The sequence below is a fragment of the Chitinivibrionales bacterium genome, from assembly GCA_014728215.1.
GTDB lineage: Bacteria > Fibrobacterota > Chitinivibrionia > Chitinivibrionales > WJKA01 > WJKA01.
The window spans coordinates 1-17,448 of the sequence record WJLZ01000165.1; the positions used below are offsets into that span (position 1 = coordinate 1).

The window sequence follows — 17,448 nt, forward strand, 5'->3', positions numbered from 1 at the left end:
CATTCGGCCGGCATGTTGTTATTCGAGAAAGGTGAAGGGCATTTTCCATCTCCATTGAATATGCAGAGCTTTCCAAATCAGCGGATGCCGGCTTTATTAGCGTCATTAGCGTTCTATTTTGGACAAGAGTGTTGGATATCTGTTGATTACAAGGCACACCTGTAGGGAGTAACTATAATAGATGCACGATAGAAAAATAAAAATATTTCATTTCATTAATAATATCGAAATAGGGGGAGCGGAAACACTCCTGCTCAATATATGCAGAAATCTAAACAATAATGAAAAGAGATACGACTTCAGGGTAATTATACTCGAAAACAAACAAAAGCTGAGAGAAAAGTATGATGTCGAAAACATCGAGGTAGTCTGTCTCGATATACTCAATAAACCGCTGCTCGTTCAGATATTTGAGTGTTTTAAATATATTAAAAGTAATAAACCCGATATCGTACACTCCCATCTTCTTAAAACAGATTTACCGGTTCAAATAGCGGCCTTTTTGGCACGGCGAACCAGTACATGTACAATTCATAACATGAGGCCCTTCAGAGGCAAAAAAGAGAAACTCACGGGATTAGCGACTTCCCTGTTCGCAAAAAAAATAATTGCGGTTTCTGAAAGCGCAAAAAATAACTGTATTAAAAACAGGATGTATGCAGGGAGAAAAATCGTAACAATATATAATTCTCCCAGTTTTGATATCGGTACTCCGGCGCCAAAAGCTTTGTCGTCAGGAAGAACAATAAAATTGTTGAACATCGGCAGCTTAAGCAAGCAAAAGGGACAGGAATTTTTAATTAAATCAATGGATTTTCTAAAAAATGACGTTGAAATGGAATTGAATATCTATGGTTCCGGAGAATTGTTCGATTATTTAATGAATATCATTGAACAGGAAGAAAAGAAGAAAGTTTTTATTCGAAATCCCGTTTTGGATATTAAAAACGTAATTGCCGAAACGGATTTTTTCATATCCTCTTCCTTATGGGAGGGGTTTCCCCTGGCAGCTGTTGAAGCTATAAGCATGGGGATTCCAACAATTTTGAGCGACATTCCTCCTCACAGAGAGCTTTTTCAGGATTATCCCGATTATCCACTGTTCATAGAACCGGGGAAAAAGGTCGATATATTTTCTCATATTAAACGGCTTACTGAGGATCCGGATTTTTATCATGACATTTCACAAACATGCATAAACCAGTCAAAACGATATTCTCATAAAGAATTGACCGGGAATTACAATCGGTTTTACATCTCCTTAATAGAATAAATTCCATTAAGTTCAACATTCAAAAACCAGAGGGTTATTCAATTTATTATGCAACAATACAAACAGGACTTCATCGAATTCATGATTCAGTCGGGTGTTTTGCTTTTTGGTGATTTTGTTACCAAGAGTGGAAGGAACACCCCGTATTTTATTAACACCGGCAATTACCGGACCGGCAGTCAGATCGCTCAATTGGGTTCTTTTTATGCCGAAGCGATCAGAAATAACGTTATGGATGATTTTGATGTTGTATTTGGTCCGGCGTACAAGGGGATTCCCCTGGCAATTACGGCATCAATTTCGCTCTATAAAAATTTTGGCCATGATGTGGCTTTCTGTTTTAACCGCAAGGAAGCCAAGGATCATGGCGAGGGCGGTTCGTTGGTCGGCCATAAACTTCAGAACGGCGACCGGGTGCTTATTATCGAAGATGTCACCACTGCCGGGACATCGATCAGGGAGACCATGCCGCTTCTGACAGGCGCGGCATCGATCAGTGCGGCAGGATTGATTGTTTCGGTCGACCGTCAGGAAAAGGGTCCAAACGGTACGGCTGCACTAAAGAGTATATCCGAGACCTTTGGCATGAAAGCCTGTGCGATTGTTACGCTTGATGAAATCGTCGGCCATCTCTATAAAAGAGAAGTCAACGGTACCGTAATTGTTGATGATACCATGAAAAACAAGATCGATGCTTACCGCAAACAATATGGAGCCTGAGTATGAAACGAGTTGGAGACAATCCCCCTGCCCGTTATCCTGAGCGTCCTATTGCCGGTGCAACTGATCCCTGGTGGATTGCCAAACTGAGGCCTCGCCAGGAAAAGGCACTGGCCGTGGATTGTATCAAACGGGATATAGAATATTACCTTCCCTTTTACACAAAAACAGTGCGGCGGAAAGACAACAACAAGCCCCGCAAGTCGGTGCTTCCTCTGTTTCCGGGTTATATTTCGTACACCGCACCTCCGGGGTTTCAGCAGGATATTTTCAAGACCGGCCGGGTGGTGAAGATCATCGAAGTCAAACATCAGAAACGGCTTATCAAAGAACTGGGGCAGATTTACCGGTGTCTGGAAGAAAATGCTCCTTTGGAACCGGTGGAGACCTTTGTGACCGGTGATGTTGTCCAGATAAAAAGCGGTCCCTTACGCGGTGTAACGGGGGTCGTTGCCAAAATCCAGAATGTTCACAAACTGGTTCTTACCGTCGAGGGGCTCGGACGGGCCGCTATGGTTGTCGACGCCGCCGATTTGAGAAGTATAAAATAGCCAATTCTCTATTATTCTCCCTGTGTCGGCACCTCAAAGCGCTTACAGAGATCACATGCCGGTACTTCGATGCCTTCGATATCCCACCGGGCACGAGCTTCAACCGTGTCATAAAAGGGAATGTAGGGTTCGGGTGCACTCCAGGGGGTTAGACGGCCGCGGTTCGGGAGCGAATCACTGTTTAAATCCTCAAAAAATGCAAAAGAGCCATCTCCGGCAAGCAGCGAATCGAAGGCAAAACCGCCGTTTTCATCTTTTGCATAATAAGATTTTTTACTGCTGAACGATGTAAACACCCACCATCGATCCGGATTATGGTGAAGACATTTTCCCTGACCCGAGAGGCTTATGCAGAGGTTGTCGCAATCGATCGTGGAAAATGTTCCTTTTAAGTTTTCCAGCGTGTCATGGGGAAAAGACGCTTTGTTGCCCACGAGATCGACAAAGAATTCCCAGGGAATGGAAAATGAGTAATCACGGCTGCAACCAAGTGATCGTTGGGGTATGAAAACGACTGTATCACCATAACCCGAATCACACCTGACCAAAATTGTATCGCCGGTGGTGTCGGTGATAAACCATTCAACAGAATCGCACCTGATCGGTTCGGAGCCGGCTATAACAATGCGTGGATTAAGATCTGCAGGAGAGCGGGGTGCGAAAAAGGTGACTTTTGGAGCCATAGTATCTTCTGCAGCAAAGCCGTTAAAACGAAGTGTATCAAATCGCAGCGAATCATTGTCCGGTGTATGCAGCAATTGTGTTTGCGGATATATCAAGTCGTATCCGGTTTGTTCCATAGGATTTTCGAGCTGGAGTACAAAACGGTTGGAATGGTGCAGTAATAAAATTGTATCGATCGTCAATCCCATATCAGACTTATCGTAGGCGCTGATTGTCCATTTCGAAAAAAGCTTTTTATTGTAAAGAGCTGAAGAATCCGAAAAAGTCCCAATGAGGTACATTTCTGAAATAGGGCTCAGTGATTTAACCCGGATCGCCGCGGTATCGGAAACAGCAGGGAACAGCATTACAAGCAGAGGCCTGGTGCCGATTTTTATTTTTCTTTCGGATGATGCGTAGGCCTGTTCCTTACCGGGCTGCAGACGGTTGTCGTTATTCTGGTCGAGATAGGCAAGAAGAACATAGGGACCTTCGGAAATGTGATCAAATACGAAATTACCGGTACTGTCGGTTTGTGTCAGATAACTCGGTTTTTCAAAGAGCATGCTGTCGGCGATTGTATCGCTGTTCCAGCGAATCAGGGCGACTTTGGGTTGTAGAATTTTTTTCCGGGGATCAATAACGCATCCTGTTATTCTGCCGCTGTCCAGGCTTGCGCCGGTGGAAAAAACAAAATGGAATGGTGTTCCTAGTGAGTTACCGTGGAGATCTTTCAGGGTATTATTGAGTTCGATATGATAGGTCGTTGATTCGGCAAAGGTGTTTTCCGGCACTATTTGAAGGTTTTTTCCTCTGACTTTAACAGTAATTCCATCGTCAAGAGGAGGAAACAGCGTAATGCTTTTTTCGGCACTCTTAGGTTCGATCCATTCATTAAAGGTAAGGGTTATCGCCTTAGTTGGAGCGTGACTCACGGAACCGGAAGCCGGGGAGGTGGTCTTAATACTCGGCGGAGTGGTGTCGGGCTCGCCTCCGGAGGGTGGTACCTGATGGGCGCAATGCACAATGAATAGCGCTATACCAAGCACTACTCTTGAAATCATGCTTGAATTTCCGGATAAACGACGATAGAATTTGCTCATAATCATTTTCTTATGGTTTAAAAATATATTTTAATCCATAGTTGATCGGAAATATAGCCCATTTTCCTCGCAGATTGGAGCACACCATGGATGAAAAGTATGATTTTTCAATATCAAAAATAGGTGTTCCCCGAATTATTTCACCGGTGAGCCTTTCAAAACACAGGGGAGATTTTGTTGCCAATTATGTTACCGATAACATGCGTGTCCTTTATAATATTGAGGTTGATTCGGATAATATAAGATACGAATTCGAGCCTGAAGAATGCATGGAACGTGCCGGACCCCGGGAGCATATCTATTTTGATCCCTCAAAAGTAAATGCGGGCATTGTTACATGCGGGGGATTATGTCCGGGGCTTAATGATGTTATCAGGGCCATTGTTATGTGCTTATGGTATCGCTACGGGGTCAGGCGAATTTCGGGTATCCGGTACGGTTACCGGGGGTTCCTTCCAGAGTTCAGAATGCCTCCCATGGATTTGAATCCATCGCTGGTAGAAGATATTCATCAAAAGGGTGGTACAATCCTGGGATCATCCCGGGGATATGGAGACCTGACATCAGAGATTGTCGACTCAATCGAAAGAATGAATCTGAATATTTTATTCACCATTGGCGGTGACGGCACTCAACGTGGAGCTCTGAGTATTGCTGAGGAAGCCAGGGGGCGGGGGTACAAAATCGCCATGGTCGGCATCCCTAAAACAATCGATAATGATTTCAGTTTTATCCAGCGCTCTTTCGGATTTGATACCGCGGTAACGGTCGCAGAAACGGTTGTATCGGCAGCCCATGTTGAGGCCCACGATGCACCAAACGGCGTAAGTATCGTGAAAGTCATGGGACGGGAATCGGGTTTTATCGCCGCATATACTGCACTTGCCATTAATGATGTCAACTTCATTCTTATCCCCGAAGTTCCTTTTGATCTTGAAGGTGGGAATGGTCTTTTGCATCACCTGGAGAGACGCCTGGAATTGAGGAAGCATGCCCTGATTCTTGTTGCGGAAGGCGCCGGGACCGATCTGATGCCTGATACGGGGAAAACCGATGTGTCGGGAAATAAAAAACTCGGTGATATCGGGCTTTTTCTCAAGAATAAAATAGCAGATCATTTTAAAGACAAGAATATTCCCATTACGATGCGCTATATCGATCCGAGCTATATAATCAGAAGTGCTCCGGCCAATTCCAGCGATTCGCTTTATTGTGCACGGCTGGGCAACAATGCCGCTCATGCCGCAATGGTCGGCAAAACCGATATGCTTATCAGCATGGTCAATAACCATTTTGTTCATATTCCCACGAAAATTGCAGTGGCAAAGAGAAAACATGTGGATCCGGAAAGCTCGTTATGGCGTGATGTTATCGAGGCTACCGGCCAGCCCGCATTGATGAAAAATCCGGCTTAGCGTAGCCATGGCAGCATTTTAAAGTTCCTCTTGAAGTGTCGGAGAAGCAGAGTAATTCCACGTAAAAATTCTTTAATTTAAACCCTTGCATTTTTAATTGTAAACAGATATAATATAATGGATTTTATTTGGCGAAATTATCACATCCGTGGTTTTTTATGGACATTTTTATCACTCATTACTACTATTTTGTTATGGTGTTTACTGCACTGTACAGTAGTGCTTTTGTCCTTTTTCTCAGCCGGAGATTTTACTATTCAAAGCCCTCCAGAGCTTTTGCGCTTTTTCTTTTCGGAATCCTTCTCTGGTCTATAAAAGATTCTCTGGCTGCAGTAATGATTCCGTGGTTCGAGACGGAATCACTGAAAAGATTTGTAATAGTCATTTCTCCGCTTTGGTTATTTATCCCCAGCTTTACCTTTCATATGTTGATCAGCGTTTATAACGCTTCGGTTTCTAAAGAAAAAAAGTATAAAAAGGAAAAAATTGTTCAATATGTTCTGGTAAGCATATCGACAAGTATCTTCCTGATTTCCATGATATATCCATCCTTTATGTATCGGTCGTTCATTAAAGGAACCTATGACTATTATTATGACTCCGGAATGGCCTTTGCACTCTATGCGCTCATGATTATTGCTGTTGCATTGATACCTGGTGTGAAGCTTATAATAAACTCATTGAAGAAAATTCGTTCCGAGGCATTTTTCGTAGGTTGTGGCGCGCTATTTTCTCTGGCAATAATTTTTCCTGCAAATATTATCCGCTTCAGTTCAGCCTACCATGATTTACCGCGGGCTGGATGCCTGAGTATCGCCCTGTTCTGTGCCTTTACTTTTTACGGCATACAAAGATTTGGCCGTATTTTCAGTATTAAACAAGTGCTTGATGAGCGGGATCGATGGGAAAAAATCGGATTAAGCCTGAAACGGCTGACAGGCACCTGTGATGAAGAATCTCTTTTTCAAAGTGTTTGCAGCTACGCGCGGGAGATTTCCGAATCACTTTTTGTTGCAATTACTATGTTTAACGATTCCGGAACCGAGTATCATGTGCGCGCCTTGTCAAAGAGCGGTGGCTCGACAGGAGTCATTATTGACAAATTGCCGATTCAACTGAATCAATCATATCTCCTTTCGGAGCGAATGCGACTGAAACAGCAAATATACAGCAAAAAATATTTAATTTATCATTCGGTAAAAGAACTCTTCGGCGAGAAAGTTGCCCCCGAATTTCAGGGCAGTGAGAAGATAAAGCAGATTGTCTCGTTCCCCATTATTTATAAGGATCGACCAGCGGGTGCAATTGTGCTCTTCAGATCTTCAATAGTAGAAAATATCGCAATGTATGAGATTTTTTCGGTACAATGCTCACTTGTTTTAAAATTTGCTTCACAAATAAAAGAGCTGGATGAAAAAAGGAAGCTCGCGGAACAGTACCGTCATTCGAAAAAAATGGAGGCAATAGGTCTGCTTGCAGGAGGTGTGGCTCACGATTTTAATAATTTGCTCTCGGGAATTTCGGGCTTTGCCAATCTGATTAAGCGGAAATATGGCGAGAGCGATGAAAGGTTGCAGCGGTATATTGATCCGATAATCCAGGCCTCGGACCGGGGAGCCGAACTCACCAGTCAACTTCTCGCATTTGCCCGTAAAGGCAAGTACCAGTTACTGGATATCAATATCCATGAAATTATTGAGAGTGTCATAAAATTACTGAGTCGTACAATCGATAAACGGATCGTAATAAATACCGAATTGAATGCTCAATCTCCTGTTATCAGAGGAGATCCATCCCAGGTCCAGAATGCGGTCTTGAATATGTGTCTTAATTCCCGTGACGCCATGCCGGAGGGGGGCGACCTGATCGTCAGGACCGACGATGCTTATATAGATTTAGATCATGCAAACAGGAAAGTGTATCGAATGGAACCGGGTAATTATCTGTTCCTGACAATCAGTGATACGGGAGCCGGGATGGATGAAGAAACCAGGGCACGGATGTTCGAGCCCTTTTTTACAACAAAAGAGTCGGGAAAAGGTACCGGACTCGGTCTGGCTGGCGTGTACGGTTGCGTGAAGAGTCATAACGGCTATATCGAAGTTGAATCGGTCCTGAATAAAGGAACCTGCATCAAAACCTATTTTCCTGCAGTTAAGGGGCCATTAAAAGTGGCGGAAATTAAAAAACGTTCCGAAGATATAATAAAAGGAAAGGGAAAAATACTTGTTGTTGATGATGAAGAAGTTGTTCGGGATGTTTCCAGAGAAATACTTTCTGATATGGGATATGCTGTCACCACATGCAATGACGGCAGGGAAGCTGTTGAATATTATTCAAAACACTACAGTGATATCGATTTGGCTATTATCGACATGATCATGCCCGGAATGGCCGGCTTTGATTGTTTCAGAGAACTCAAGAAAATTGATCCCGCCATTAAAGTCATCATAGCAACCGGTTACAGTATTGCAGAAGATACGCAAAAAATAGTCACCAGAGGAATTTCCGGTTTTATTCAAAAACCCTTTGAAGCTACCGAGTTGTCGCAGATGATTTCTGAAATACTCAAAGCAGGATAGGGAAAGCCGAAAGCTGAAAAGGTAAAATTGATTGATAATGTTCAGGAAATCAGAACTGTGCCGCGAATTGGAATCAGGCGATTTTATCCCTGAGCTTATTATTGAGAATCGAAAGAATTTCCTCAGACCCAAGTGAACTGCCCAAATCTTTCAGTGAGATACAAAAATCATGATGGGGCCGTCCTTTTCGATAGTCCGGTTCCCGGGGCGGATGTTTAAGATATTTTTCTATTAAGCTGCAATCGGGATCGACTAAAAGAGAAGATTGGTAGTAATAGAAAAAGGGGTTCTGGGTCAGGTACAGGGAACTGCCGAGTATCTTTTTGTTGTCCACAGCAAGATCACTGATCCCCATCTCTTGCAATTCAAGGCCTGTCGCTTCCTTTATAAGAGAAATTATCGGACGATGTATCTGTGAGTAGGTATCCCGGATCGAGAGCCCCTTTGTTCTTTTCCCGACAATCAGGATAATTACCATCCCGGGCGATAAAACAACCGTTCCCCCTCCTCCGCGGCGCTTGACTATTGGCACACAGTCATCAAAGCATCTCCGCGAAAAAATTTCAATTTCCGATTTGCATGACGGTCCGTGAACGACTTCAACAGTTTCCTGCAAATAGGCGTGCACATAGGGCAATCCCCGGGTTGCTCCGTATAAAAAAAACGCATCGTTTTTTAAAGCTTTCCCGGGAAACAGGGGTATGGTGTGATGGAAAAAAGAATTCATAAAGAATTAAAATTAATTTATTACCGCCGAGAGTAATAAAGAACACATCAAGTTAAATACATTTCCTGACAATTTTCGATCGCTTTTGCTTTTATATCCGGCATCTATCATATTTTTTGAGCAGTGTCTGTTCCATATCCAAAAAGGATTTTTTATCAATGATGTCACATCATCGAACAATCTTTCATGTGGATATGGATGCGTTTTTTTGTTCGGTGGAGCAGCGAGACAATCCATCCTATCGTGGTAAGCCGGTTATTGTAGGGGCCAGACCCGGTACCAGGGGAGTGGTATCTGCCGCCAGCTATGAAGCCAGGAAATATGGTGTTCATTCGGCAATGCCGATTAATCAGGCGTTTCGCCGTTGTCCCCATGGTATTTACCTCAGACCGCGCATGCATGTCTATGCACAATCATCCCGGGAAATCATGGCAATTCTCAGGTCTTTTTCACCGATCATCGAGCAGATTTCGGTTGATGAAGCTTTTCTGGATATTACCGGCACCCAACGTTTGTGGGGAAACCCTCTGGAAACGGCACAAAAAATTTCTTGCAAGATCAAAAAAGAGCAGCATTTGACGGCATCGATAGGTGTGGCCCCGAATAAATTTCTCGCCAAATTGGCTTCGGATATGGATAAACCCGATGGTATTACAGTAACTCCCTTTGAGATAAATGAAATTGAATCCTGGCTTGCGCCACTTCCGGTGAGCCGAGTCTGGGGTGTCGGCAAAAAGACCCAAGAGGTTTTTGCCCGAATGGGAATTCAACAAATCGGCGATCTGCAAAATCTTTCACTTCAGTGCCTGAATAAACGATTCGGCAAAATGGGGGTTACTCTCTACGATCTGGCGCGAGGTGTCGACAGTCGTCCGGTTAGTGAGCAGGAGGGAGTCAAATCCGTATCACGAGAACACACTTTTGCCCGGGATTGCAGGGATGTAGATGAATGGAAAAGAATCCTTCTGGCATTATCCAGGGATGTGGGCAGACGAGCCCGAAAGTATGGTATTACCGGCAAAAGCGTCGTTTTAATTTATCGAATGCCCGATTTCTCGAAACATACCCGACGCATAACGCTCTCAAGGCCGACAAATTTAACCCGGGATATTTTTTCATCTCTTGTCCCTTTGTTGCCGGAGTTAAAACAAAAGACAGACGCTCTGCGATTGATCGGTACAGGATTAACCAACCTGACAGGTGCAGGTCAAATGGATCTCTTTTCTAACAAGCAACGTGAAGCGGCATGGGAAGCATCGGAGAATGCAATGGACCGGCTTAATGTACGGTTTGGGAAAAAATCGATCTTTCTTGCCGGTGAAATCGAATAGATTATTTACTTTCTGAGGTATATAACCGATAATTAAAAGAAAAACTTTGCTGTATCGCCATTAGTAAGTATGGAAGCGTAAAATATGATTAGCTGTATTGTCTGTTCAAGAAAACCGCCTGATTGGAAAGATCATGAATCCAACGTAAAAGAAACGATTGGGTGTTCCAACGAATATATCAGGATCGATAACACCTGCAACAAATACAATCTCTGTTCAGCGTATAATAGAGGGCTTGAATATGCTCAGGGCGATATTTGCGTATTTATGCATGAAGATGTTTTTATGCTTCACCCGGAATGGGGCAAAATTATCGAAAGCAAATTTGCTCAGGATGAAACGCTCGGCTGTATTGGAGTTGCGGGCACACAGTATCTCTTTGCCGACAAGCCCGGATGGGTTGCTGCAGGACGTCCTTTTATTCACGGCAAAGTTACCCATCAAAAGGGCGAACAATGTGTCCTGACCGTCTATTCCTGGATTGACGGTGATATCGAAGTGGTTGCTGTTGATGGTCTCTTCATGGCTGTCAGACGGAGCTTGTTTGATGAGATCAGGTTTGATGATGTTACCTTTAATCAGTTTCATTTTTATGATCTTGATATTTGCATGCAGATAAGAAATACCCATAAAATTATTGTTACCGATGCTATTGTTCTCAAACATTTTTCGGGTGGCTCTTTCGATGGGGTATGGAAAGCCTATGCAGATAAGTTTCTTGAAAAATACAGAGAAATTCTTCCGGTTTCCTGTGTCGCTTCGGTACCAGAGGGGCCTCAAAAGCGGTTTGAAAGCTATGATATTACCCAGCGAATTCCTCTTCAGGTACGAAAAATCGGTATGTAAATCTATACTGGTAAATTCTTTTGTAGACTATCATCGGCAACTGTTATACTATTTATATAGTATGTAATATGAGTGTCGACAAGAACTTATATTTAGAAGTCTTGCAATCGACACAGTCTTTCAAGGCACGATTATTGTGGTAAAGCTTTTAAAATTTTCATATAACAAAAACAACGACAAAGGTCTTTCGGTAAAACAAAGAGTTTTCTGGCTTATTTCTGGCCTGGTGATTCTGTGCGCATTTTTTGTTTCCGGTATACTCTGGGTTCGGACTCCCTTTACCCATATTCTTGTCTTTGCATTGTCGGTAGTCTGGCTTCTGTTAATGCTGGAGTGGTTTACCGGTTTTTTGCTTGAATATGCAAGAAGGATCGAAAAAGCAGGGGTAACAACAAGACGATATCAGAATATCGCAAAATATTTTGAGAGTATTCTTCAGGATTCAACCGATATAATCTTTACCATCGATTCTGAAGGACTTATCCTAAAATTTAACAAGGGCTCTCAGATTCATTTCGGTTATACTCAGGAAGAGATTGTCGGAAAACCTTTCAGTCAGCTTTTTGTTAATGAGGCCGGTGAAAGAAAAATCATGGATTCGGTCCTTCGATCGGGAAAATCGGTTAATGAAGAAATTCCGATGAAAACCCGGGATGGGGAAATAATTCATCTGAATCTCAGTATTTCGGAAATGAAAGATGAAAGCGGCCGCATTATCGGTATGGTGGTTACTGCAAAGGATATAACCGAAAAGAAAAAGCTCGAACTTGAATTGGTCAAGAAAAACGAGCTTCTGGAAAAACTGGCGGTAACCGACAGTTTGACTGAGCTTTTCAATACTCGTCACTTTTACGGCCAGATCAAAAAAGAACTGGCGCGATTCAGACGAAATCCTGACCGTTCCCTTTCTCTTATGTTAATGGACATCGACCACTTCAAGGATTTCAACGATACCGAAGGTCACCAGATGGGTGACCAGGTGCTTAAATCTCTTGCTCAGGTTATCAATGTCTGCATTCGGAAGGATATCGATACCGGCTACCGGTATGGTGGCGATGAATTTGTAGTATTGCTTCCCGATACCGATAAACACCAGGCTCAGGTGGTGGCAAAACGTATCAGTAAGCAGTTTGGATCCTTTCAATTCGGCAAAACGAGCCTTTCTATCGGCATAGCTCAGGCTGCGCCGGAAGAAGATGAAGTCAGTCTGTTGAAGCGTGCCGATGAGGCCATGTATCGTTCAAAAAAAGGCGGGCGTTCGAGAATTTCGTTTTAGTGCAATCAGGAAATCCGCTCTAATCATTTCCCAAAAGATACATGAGTATTGCTCCTGCAGCCGCAACATTAAGTGATTCGGCTTTTGCGGTATCGATAGGGACGGCAACCGTTTCCTGAGCAAGGGAAAGGACTTCTCTGGAAAGGCCGGCCCCTTCGTTGCCTAGAGCAAGGATACATCGAGGCTGAACAGGTATCCTCTTGCACGATTTGCCTCCCATCGTTGAGGCATAGAATGTATAATTATTGTCAAGAAGTTTTTTTATCATTGCTCTATAGGCACTATTTCTCCGGATCCAGAGAGAAAGTATTGTTCCTGCACTTGCCTGGACTGCCCGCGGTGAAAAGGGATCAGCACACTTGTCGGACATAATAATGCCCGAGAAGCCAAGAGCTGCAGCGGTCCGTATCAGCGTTCCAATATTACCGGGATCCTGAATATCTTCGAGCAAAAGAAGTCTGGGACCGGTATCATCAGGCAGAGAATCGGAAAATGATCCTGCGGGAATGGTAACCAGGGCAAGAGGACTTTGAGGGTTTTTTGCAGCGCTGATTGTCTTAAACTGCTGTTTTGTAATAACTCTTCGAGGACATTCCGGCTCCGGACCTGCCAACGTTTCGGTGGTAGATATAATTTCTGTTACAGTATGAGGGGCAGTTGTGAGAATCTGTTGTACGGCGCGAGGTCCCTCAACTGGAAAAACTCCCTCAATGAGCCGGTATTTCTGTTGATGAAGCGACTTATACAATTTAAGCGGCTTTAAAATTGAATTTCCTCCTTGAAAACCGGGAGCCATTGCCGGAGTAACTGAAGGCGTATTAAGGCATTGGGATTATAGGCAAGGGTACCCCTTTTATGCTTTCCATATTTGGATTCGGTGACATCCTGCTGCTCGATAACGACTTTGGCGGCCATAAGTTCATCAAGAGCATCGAGATCTATATGGCGTTCATTTTCCCGGCGTTCAAGTTCGATTTCGACCTGAGCGGTTCCTACCTTCATGAGGTTATTCGGCGTCTTTCTTCCGTGTTTTTCTCCTGCTGCCTGAATTATGCAAATGAGATCCATGGCTTTTTCCGACAGATTCTCGCCAAGAAATTCAGCTCCGCGCTGCTTTGTTCGTAGATAACTCATATACATGGACAGGACAACATAATCTTTGATAAGGATGTATTCCTGACCCAGTTCATTTTTCCGGATAACGACCATTTCTTTCAGGATCAGGTGAAGGAAAACATTTTCCGCCTCGATTCCACCTAAGCCGATAGTCGCATATACCATCTCTTTTGCACGGCTGAGATAGATAAACCTGGTGTCATCCAGAGAAACACCTTCATTATCATAAAGCAGTAAAAGAATGCGGATAACACCGCCGACATTTTTCTGGACAACATCATCACTGGTGCGTTTCATAGTGTCCCGTAGCCGCTTAACAACCACTCTGATCATGTTTGAGAGCCAGGAGGGGACTTTTTCCATGGTGCGCTCAAAAAGATTCTGGTCTATTACCGTGGCAACGAGATCTTCAGTGACCTGGGCTGTTGCGCTCCGGGGTTGATTATCAAGAAGGGACAACTCTCCTAATACACTGCCCGGGCCCAGTATCGCCAGCTCGATTGTGTTTTCGCCTTCCTGTTTGAGGATTCGTACTTTGCCCGCTCTGATGATATACATCTCGGTACTCATCTCGTCTTCAATAAACAGAAGCGAGCCTTTGCGCAGCTTTTTTTCATTTTGACGGACAACATTTCTGCCGGCGCCTATTTTGGACGATGTTGCCACTATGCTCCTCCCGTACCTTTTTCGAAGCGCGGCGCCCATTCTTTGATTTTCTTGATACGAGCAAGGGTTTCCCGCTGGAAAATAATTTTTACATCGTTTTCGACCGGAAACATATTGATCAGATTTCGTCGCTTGAGATCAAGAAGTACTCTGTCAAGTTTTTCGGGTTTGGTTTCCGTCAGATCTTTGAGCAATACCGATTTCAGGAGTGCAGTACCTTCATCGGTATTGGATCCGGATTTCTGGGCAACGTATGCAATATTGTTTAATACAGACAGAGCTTCCTCGGGCACACCCAGTTCCCGGAATTCTTTTCTCTGACTTTTCAGTACAAGATATTCCTTAAAAAGTTTTAAAACATCAATGTCCTTAATGCAAATATGCTTTTTGTGGTTGGTATCTTCTTCAACTTGAACAATCGAGCTCTTTTCAAGACCTGAAATTAAATGAGTAATCTCCTTTTTTTTCAACTGGCAGACATAATAGGTTTCCACCAGCATAAAATCATAATCGAGTGCCGAAAGCGACGCGAATTCATGCTTGTATTTGGGAAGTAAAAGGAGCATCAGGGAGACAACGCCATGTTCTTTGTCTCTGAGAATGGAAAGATCGACCCGCTTATTTGCATCACGAAGCCGGCTGACAACGATTTTAACAATGCTAAAAAGCCATACCGGCACTTTCTGCATTGTTGCCTGAAACACGGCGGAATTTATTAGAAGTGCTTTTGTCGTATCAATTGCCCGCACAGTTGCAGAGCGCGGAAGATTATCCAGAAGAGACATCTCGCCAACAAGCGCACCATCACCAAGAACCGCGAGTTCAATTTCACCATCAGAGGTGGTTTTATAAACCCCCACCCGCCCTTCTTTGATTATGAAGAGTTCTTTGCCCCGTGTGCCTTCTTCAAAAAGGGTGGTTCCGGGTTTAAAGGTTTGAATATTTAGCTGTTGCGGGCGTTTGCCCGTTTTAAGTTCAGAACGGCCAATATCCGGCATAGCAGCAGCCTCAAAAAAATGAAATGGTGCCTGAAATACTGAAAAGCCAGGACTAATGGTAACAAAAAGAGAAGATAGAGTTTATCTTCTCTTTAATGATACATTCAAAGATGGAGATTGAAAAGATTTTATTTGCTTTCCTTGATTCTTGTCGCTTTTCCGGTTCGGCCTCTGAGATAGTAGAGTTTGGCCCGTCTTGTTTTCCCGCGAGTAAGGATCTGAATATCGGTAATGAGCGGAGAATAAAGAGGAAAAATCTTTTCGACATAAATACCGCGGGATGATTTTCTGACGGTAAATGTTTTTCCTGTTCCGCTTCCTCGCCGTTGAATGACTGTTCCCTGAAAGGTTTGGACACGTTCTTTATTTCCTTCGCGGATTCGCATGGAAACACGGACAGAGTCACCGGAATCAAAATCAGGCCGGTTTGCCTGCGTGTACTCTTTTTCGACTTGGTTTATTGTTTCCTGCACTTGGTTCCTCCTATTGTTAAATATTTCTTTTCTTTCGAACTTGTGACTTTATTGTTATTCTTCATCTTTTTCTTCATGAAAGCGGGTCCAAAGATCTTTTCTTTTCCGGCGTGTCAGTTCCCTGGCCTGTTCTTCCTGCCATTCTCTGATTTTGGCATGATTTCCGCTTAAAAGCACTTCCGGCACTTTCATGCCTCCAAACTCTTCGGGACGGGTATAATGAGGCATCCCGAGCAGACCATTGTAATGAGAATCTTCGGTCGGGCTAATTTCGTTGCCGAGTACCCCCGGAAGTAACCGAGTTATGGCATCGATAAAGACCATTGCCGGTATTTCTCCGCCCGAAAGAACAAAGTCGCCGATTGATATTTCACGGTCAACATAGGTATTCCGTATTCTCTGATCGATACCCTTATATCGGCCACAGAGTAGAATGATGGCCTGTTTCCGGGTAAATTTACGGCATAATTCATGGGTCAGCCGTTCTCCCTGAGGAGTAAAAAATACTACAAGCGGAGAACGAGTTTCCTGCTTTTTTTTACTTGCCCTGATTGCCCCGGCCAGAGGTTCGGGTTTCAAAACCATCCCTGAGCTTCCTCCATACGGATAATCATCGACTGTTTTATGGCGGTCATGCGCATAATTACGAATATTTTCAATATTGATTGTAATAGCCCCTTTATCCAGAGCCCGCTTGAGTATGCTGTCTGAAAAAACACCATCGAACATGGACGGAAAAAGCGTTAATATTTCAAAGAACATGATGTGTTATGGTGTATTATCTTGTTTTAGATCAAATGGTTAAAGCAAATCTTCAAGTAATGAGTTATCTACCAGAATTTTTCTGTTATCTTTATCTATTTTTTTTACAGCTTCTTTATTCAGTGGAATTATCGCTGTTGAATTATCGCTTTTTATTATCTCAAGAGCATCGGTTGTCGGAAAATTTAATACCTCTTTTATCGTTCCGACATACTTGTTTCCGGTTGCCCCAATTACCTGCATACCTTCAAGCTCAAAGTGATAATATTCATTTTCGGGTAGTTGGGGAAGTTCCTTTTCTCGTATAAGGATCAACCCATCCCGTAACTTTTCTGTCTGTTCCCGGTCGTCGAAACCTTTGAACTTGCAGCTGAAACCTTTGGGATTTCTGAAAATAGTTTCGAGTATTACCGAAAATCTTCCTGTCCCTTGCCGGTCAATAATAACTTCACAGGGCAAAGGAAGCGTTTCCAGAGCAGAGCCAAAGGCACTGACATAACACATGCCTTTTAATCCGACTGGTTTTCGAATGCGGCCGATTGCTGCAATGCCGGGATCATAGCCGCTATTTTGCGGCGAGGGCATTATTCACTCTTAGCTTTTTTGTCTCTATTTTTGGGTTTTCGCTTGCGTTCAGGTTTTCTTTGAAGGTCGAGGCTTTCGGGCGCGAGTCCACGATCCAGAGCCTCCATCTTCTGATAAAAATTATCCTGCTTCATCAAGCTATTCACCGTTGCCGTCGGCAGAGCACCCTGTTTTACCCAGTGGGCAATCCTTTCGGTTTTCAGCATAAATTCCTTGGGGTTTGCTTCGGGATTATATGTTCCCAGCGTTTCAAGGAATCGGCCGTCACGGGGCATTTTACTGTCGGTCGCAACAATACGGTAGCGGGCAAGGCCTTTCCTGCCGGATCGAGCTAAACGAATTTTTACTGCCAAATCATTCT

Annotated in this window: 17 protein-coding genes; 8 read left to right on the forward strand and 9 right to left on the reverse strand. The window is 43.6% G+C overall.

Features of this window, described 5'->3' with window-relative positions:
* The first annotated feature begins 181 nt into the window (after nucleotides 1-181).
* From GF401_14525 to GF401_14535, 3 genes are read left to right on the forward strand one after another with little or no spacing between them, the layout of a single operon-like run.
* On the forward strand, nucleotides 182-1,273 hold the full coding sequence (locus tag GF401_14525) for a glycosyltransferase (protein MBD3346267.1): 1,092 nt from the start codon (nucleotides 182-184) through the stop codon (nucleotides 1,271-1,273).
* Nucleotides 1,274-1,321: 48 nt separating this feature from the next.
* The gene (gene pyrE, locus GF401_14530; GenBank protein MBD3346268.1) at nucleotides 1,322-1,993 is read left to right on the forward strand and encodes an orotate phosphoribosyltransferase; all 672 of its coding nucleotides are present in this window, start codon (nucleotides 1,322-1,324) and stop codon (nucleotides 1,991-1,993) included.
* A gap of 2 nt (nucleotides 1,994-1,995) precedes the next feature.
* Complete coding sequence (locus GF401_14535) at nucleotides 1,996-2,544, forward strand: hypothetical protein (GenBank protein ID MBD3346269.1); 549 nt, start codon at nucleotides 1,996-1,998, stop codon at nucleotides 2,542-2,544.
* An 11-nt stretch (nucleotides 2,545-2,555) separates the two neighbouring features.
* On the opposite strand, the gene GF401_14540 is transcribed toward GF401_14535, so the two are convergent.
* On the reverse strand, nucleotides 2,556-4,316 hold the full coding sequence (locus tag GF401_14540; GenBank protein MBD3346270.1) for a hypothetical protein: 1,761 nt from the start codon (nucleotides 4,314-4,316) through the stop codon (nucleotides 2,556-2,558).
* An 80-nt stretch (nucleotides 4,317-4,396) separates the two neighbouring features.
* Between GF401_14540 and GF401_14545 the strand changes: the two genes are divergently transcribed.
* Both GF401_14545 and GF401_14550 read left to right on the forward strand, forming a co-directional pair.
* Complete coding sequence (locus GF401_14545; protein MBD3346271.1) at nucleotides 4,397-5,725, forward strand: ATP-dependent 6-phosphofructokinase; 1,329 nt, start codon at nucleotides 4,397-4,399, stop codon at nucleotides 5,723-5,725.
* 128 nt (nucleotides 5,726-5,853) lie between these two features.
* Nucleotides 5,854-8,307, forward strand: coding sequence for a response regulator (locus GF401_14550; protein ID MBD3346272.1), 2,454 nt, complete (start codon nucleotides 5,854-5,856; stop codon nucleotides 8,305-8,307).
* A gap of 73 nt (nucleotides 8,308-8,380) precedes the next feature.
* Here the strand turns inward: GF401_14550 and GF401_14555 are convergent, their stop codons facing one another.
* Complete coding sequence (locus GF401_14555; protein ID MBD3346273.1) at nucleotides 8,381-8,944, reverse strand: hypothetical protein; 564 nt, start codon at nucleotides 8,942-8,944, stop codon at nucleotides 8,381-8,383.
* A 248-nt stretch (nucleotides 8,945-9,192) separates the two neighbouring features.
* Between GF401_14555 and GF401_14560 the strand changes: the two genes are divergently transcribed.
* From GF401_14560 to GF401_14570, 3 genes are all read left to right on the forward strand, one after another.
* Nucleotides 9,193-10,365, forward strand: coding sequence for a DNA polymerase IV (locus GF401_14560; protein MBD3346274.1), 1,173 nt, complete (start codon nucleotides 9,193-9,195; stop codon nucleotides 10,363-10,365).
* A gap of 84 nt (nucleotides 10,366-10,449) precedes the next feature.
* Complete coding sequence (locus tag GF401_14565) at nucleotides 10,450-11,211, forward strand: hypothetical protein (GenBank protein ID MBD3346275.1); 762 nt, start codon at nucleotides 10,450-10,452, stop codon at nucleotides 11,209-11,211.
* Nucleotides 11,212-11,347: 136 nt separating this feature from the next.
* Nucleotides 11,348-12,487 carry a diguanylate cyclase gene (locus GF401_14570; protein MBD3346276.1) on the forward strand — a complete coding sequence of 380 codons (1,140 nt, stop codon included), beginning with the start codon at nucleotides 11,348-11,350 and terminating at the stop codon, nucleotides 12,485-12,487.
* Nucleotides 12,488-12,506: 19 nt separating this feature from the next.
* On the opposite strand, the gene GF401_14575 is transcribed toward GF401_14570, so the two are convergent.
* From GF401_14575 to rpsP, 7 genes are all read right to left on the reverse strand, one after another.
* Complete coding sequence (locus GF401_14575; GenBank protein MBD3346277.1) at nucleotides 12,507-13,283, reverse strand: hypothetical protein; 777 nt, start codon at nucleotides 13,281-13,283, stop codon at nucleotides 12,507-12,509.
* Nucleotides 13,247-14,308 (reverse strand): cyclic nucleotide-binding domain-containing protein, encoded by a 1,062-nt coding sequence (locus GF401_14580; GenBank protein ID MBD3346278.1) that lies wholly within the window; start codon nucleotides 14,306-14,308, stop codon nucleotides 13,247-13,249. Before GF401_14580 ends, GF401_14575 begins: the two co-directional genes overlap by 37 nt.
* Nucleotides 14,269-15,267, reverse strand: a complete 999-nt coding sequence (locus tag GF401_14585) for a cyclic nucleotide-binding domain-containing protein (protein ID MBD3346279.1) — start codon at nucleotides 15,265-15,267, stop codon at nucleotides 14,269-14,271. Before GF401_14585 ends, GF401_14580 begins: the two co-directional genes overlap by 40 nt.
* A gap of 128 nt (nucleotides 15,268-15,395) precedes the next feature.
* Nucleotides 15,396-15,740: a 50S ribosomal protein L19 gene (gene rplS / locus GF401_14590; GenBank protein ID MBD3346280.1), complete on the reverse strand. Its 345-nt coding sequence runs from the start codon at nucleotides 15,738-15,740 to the stop codon at nucleotides 15,396-15,398.
* Nucleotides 15,741-15,794: 54 nt separating this feature from the next.
* Complete coding sequence (trmD, locus tag GF401_14595; protein ID MBD3346281.1) at nucleotides 15,795-16,502, reverse strand: tRNA (guanosine(37)-N1)-methyltransferase TrmD; 708 nt, start codon at nucleotides 16,500-16,502, stop codon at nucleotides 15,795-15,797.
* A 39-nt stretch (nucleotides 16,503-16,541) separates the two neighbouring features.
* On the reverse strand, nucleotides 16,542-17,087 hold the full coding sequence (gene rimM, locus GF401_14600) for a 16S rRNA processing protein RimM (GenBank protein ID MBD3346282.1): 546 nt from the start codon (nucleotides 17,085-17,087) through the stop codon (nucleotides 16,542-16,544).
* Nucleotides 17,087-17,440 (reverse strand): 30S ribosomal protein S16, encoded by a 354-nt coding sequence (rpsP, locus tag GF401_14605; GenBank protein ID MBD3346283.1) that lies wholly within the window; start codon nucleotides 17,438-17,440, stop codon nucleotides 17,087-17,089. Before rpsP ends, rimM begins: the two co-directional genes overlap by 1 nt.
* Nucleotides 17,441-17,448: the final 8 nt, after the last annotated feature.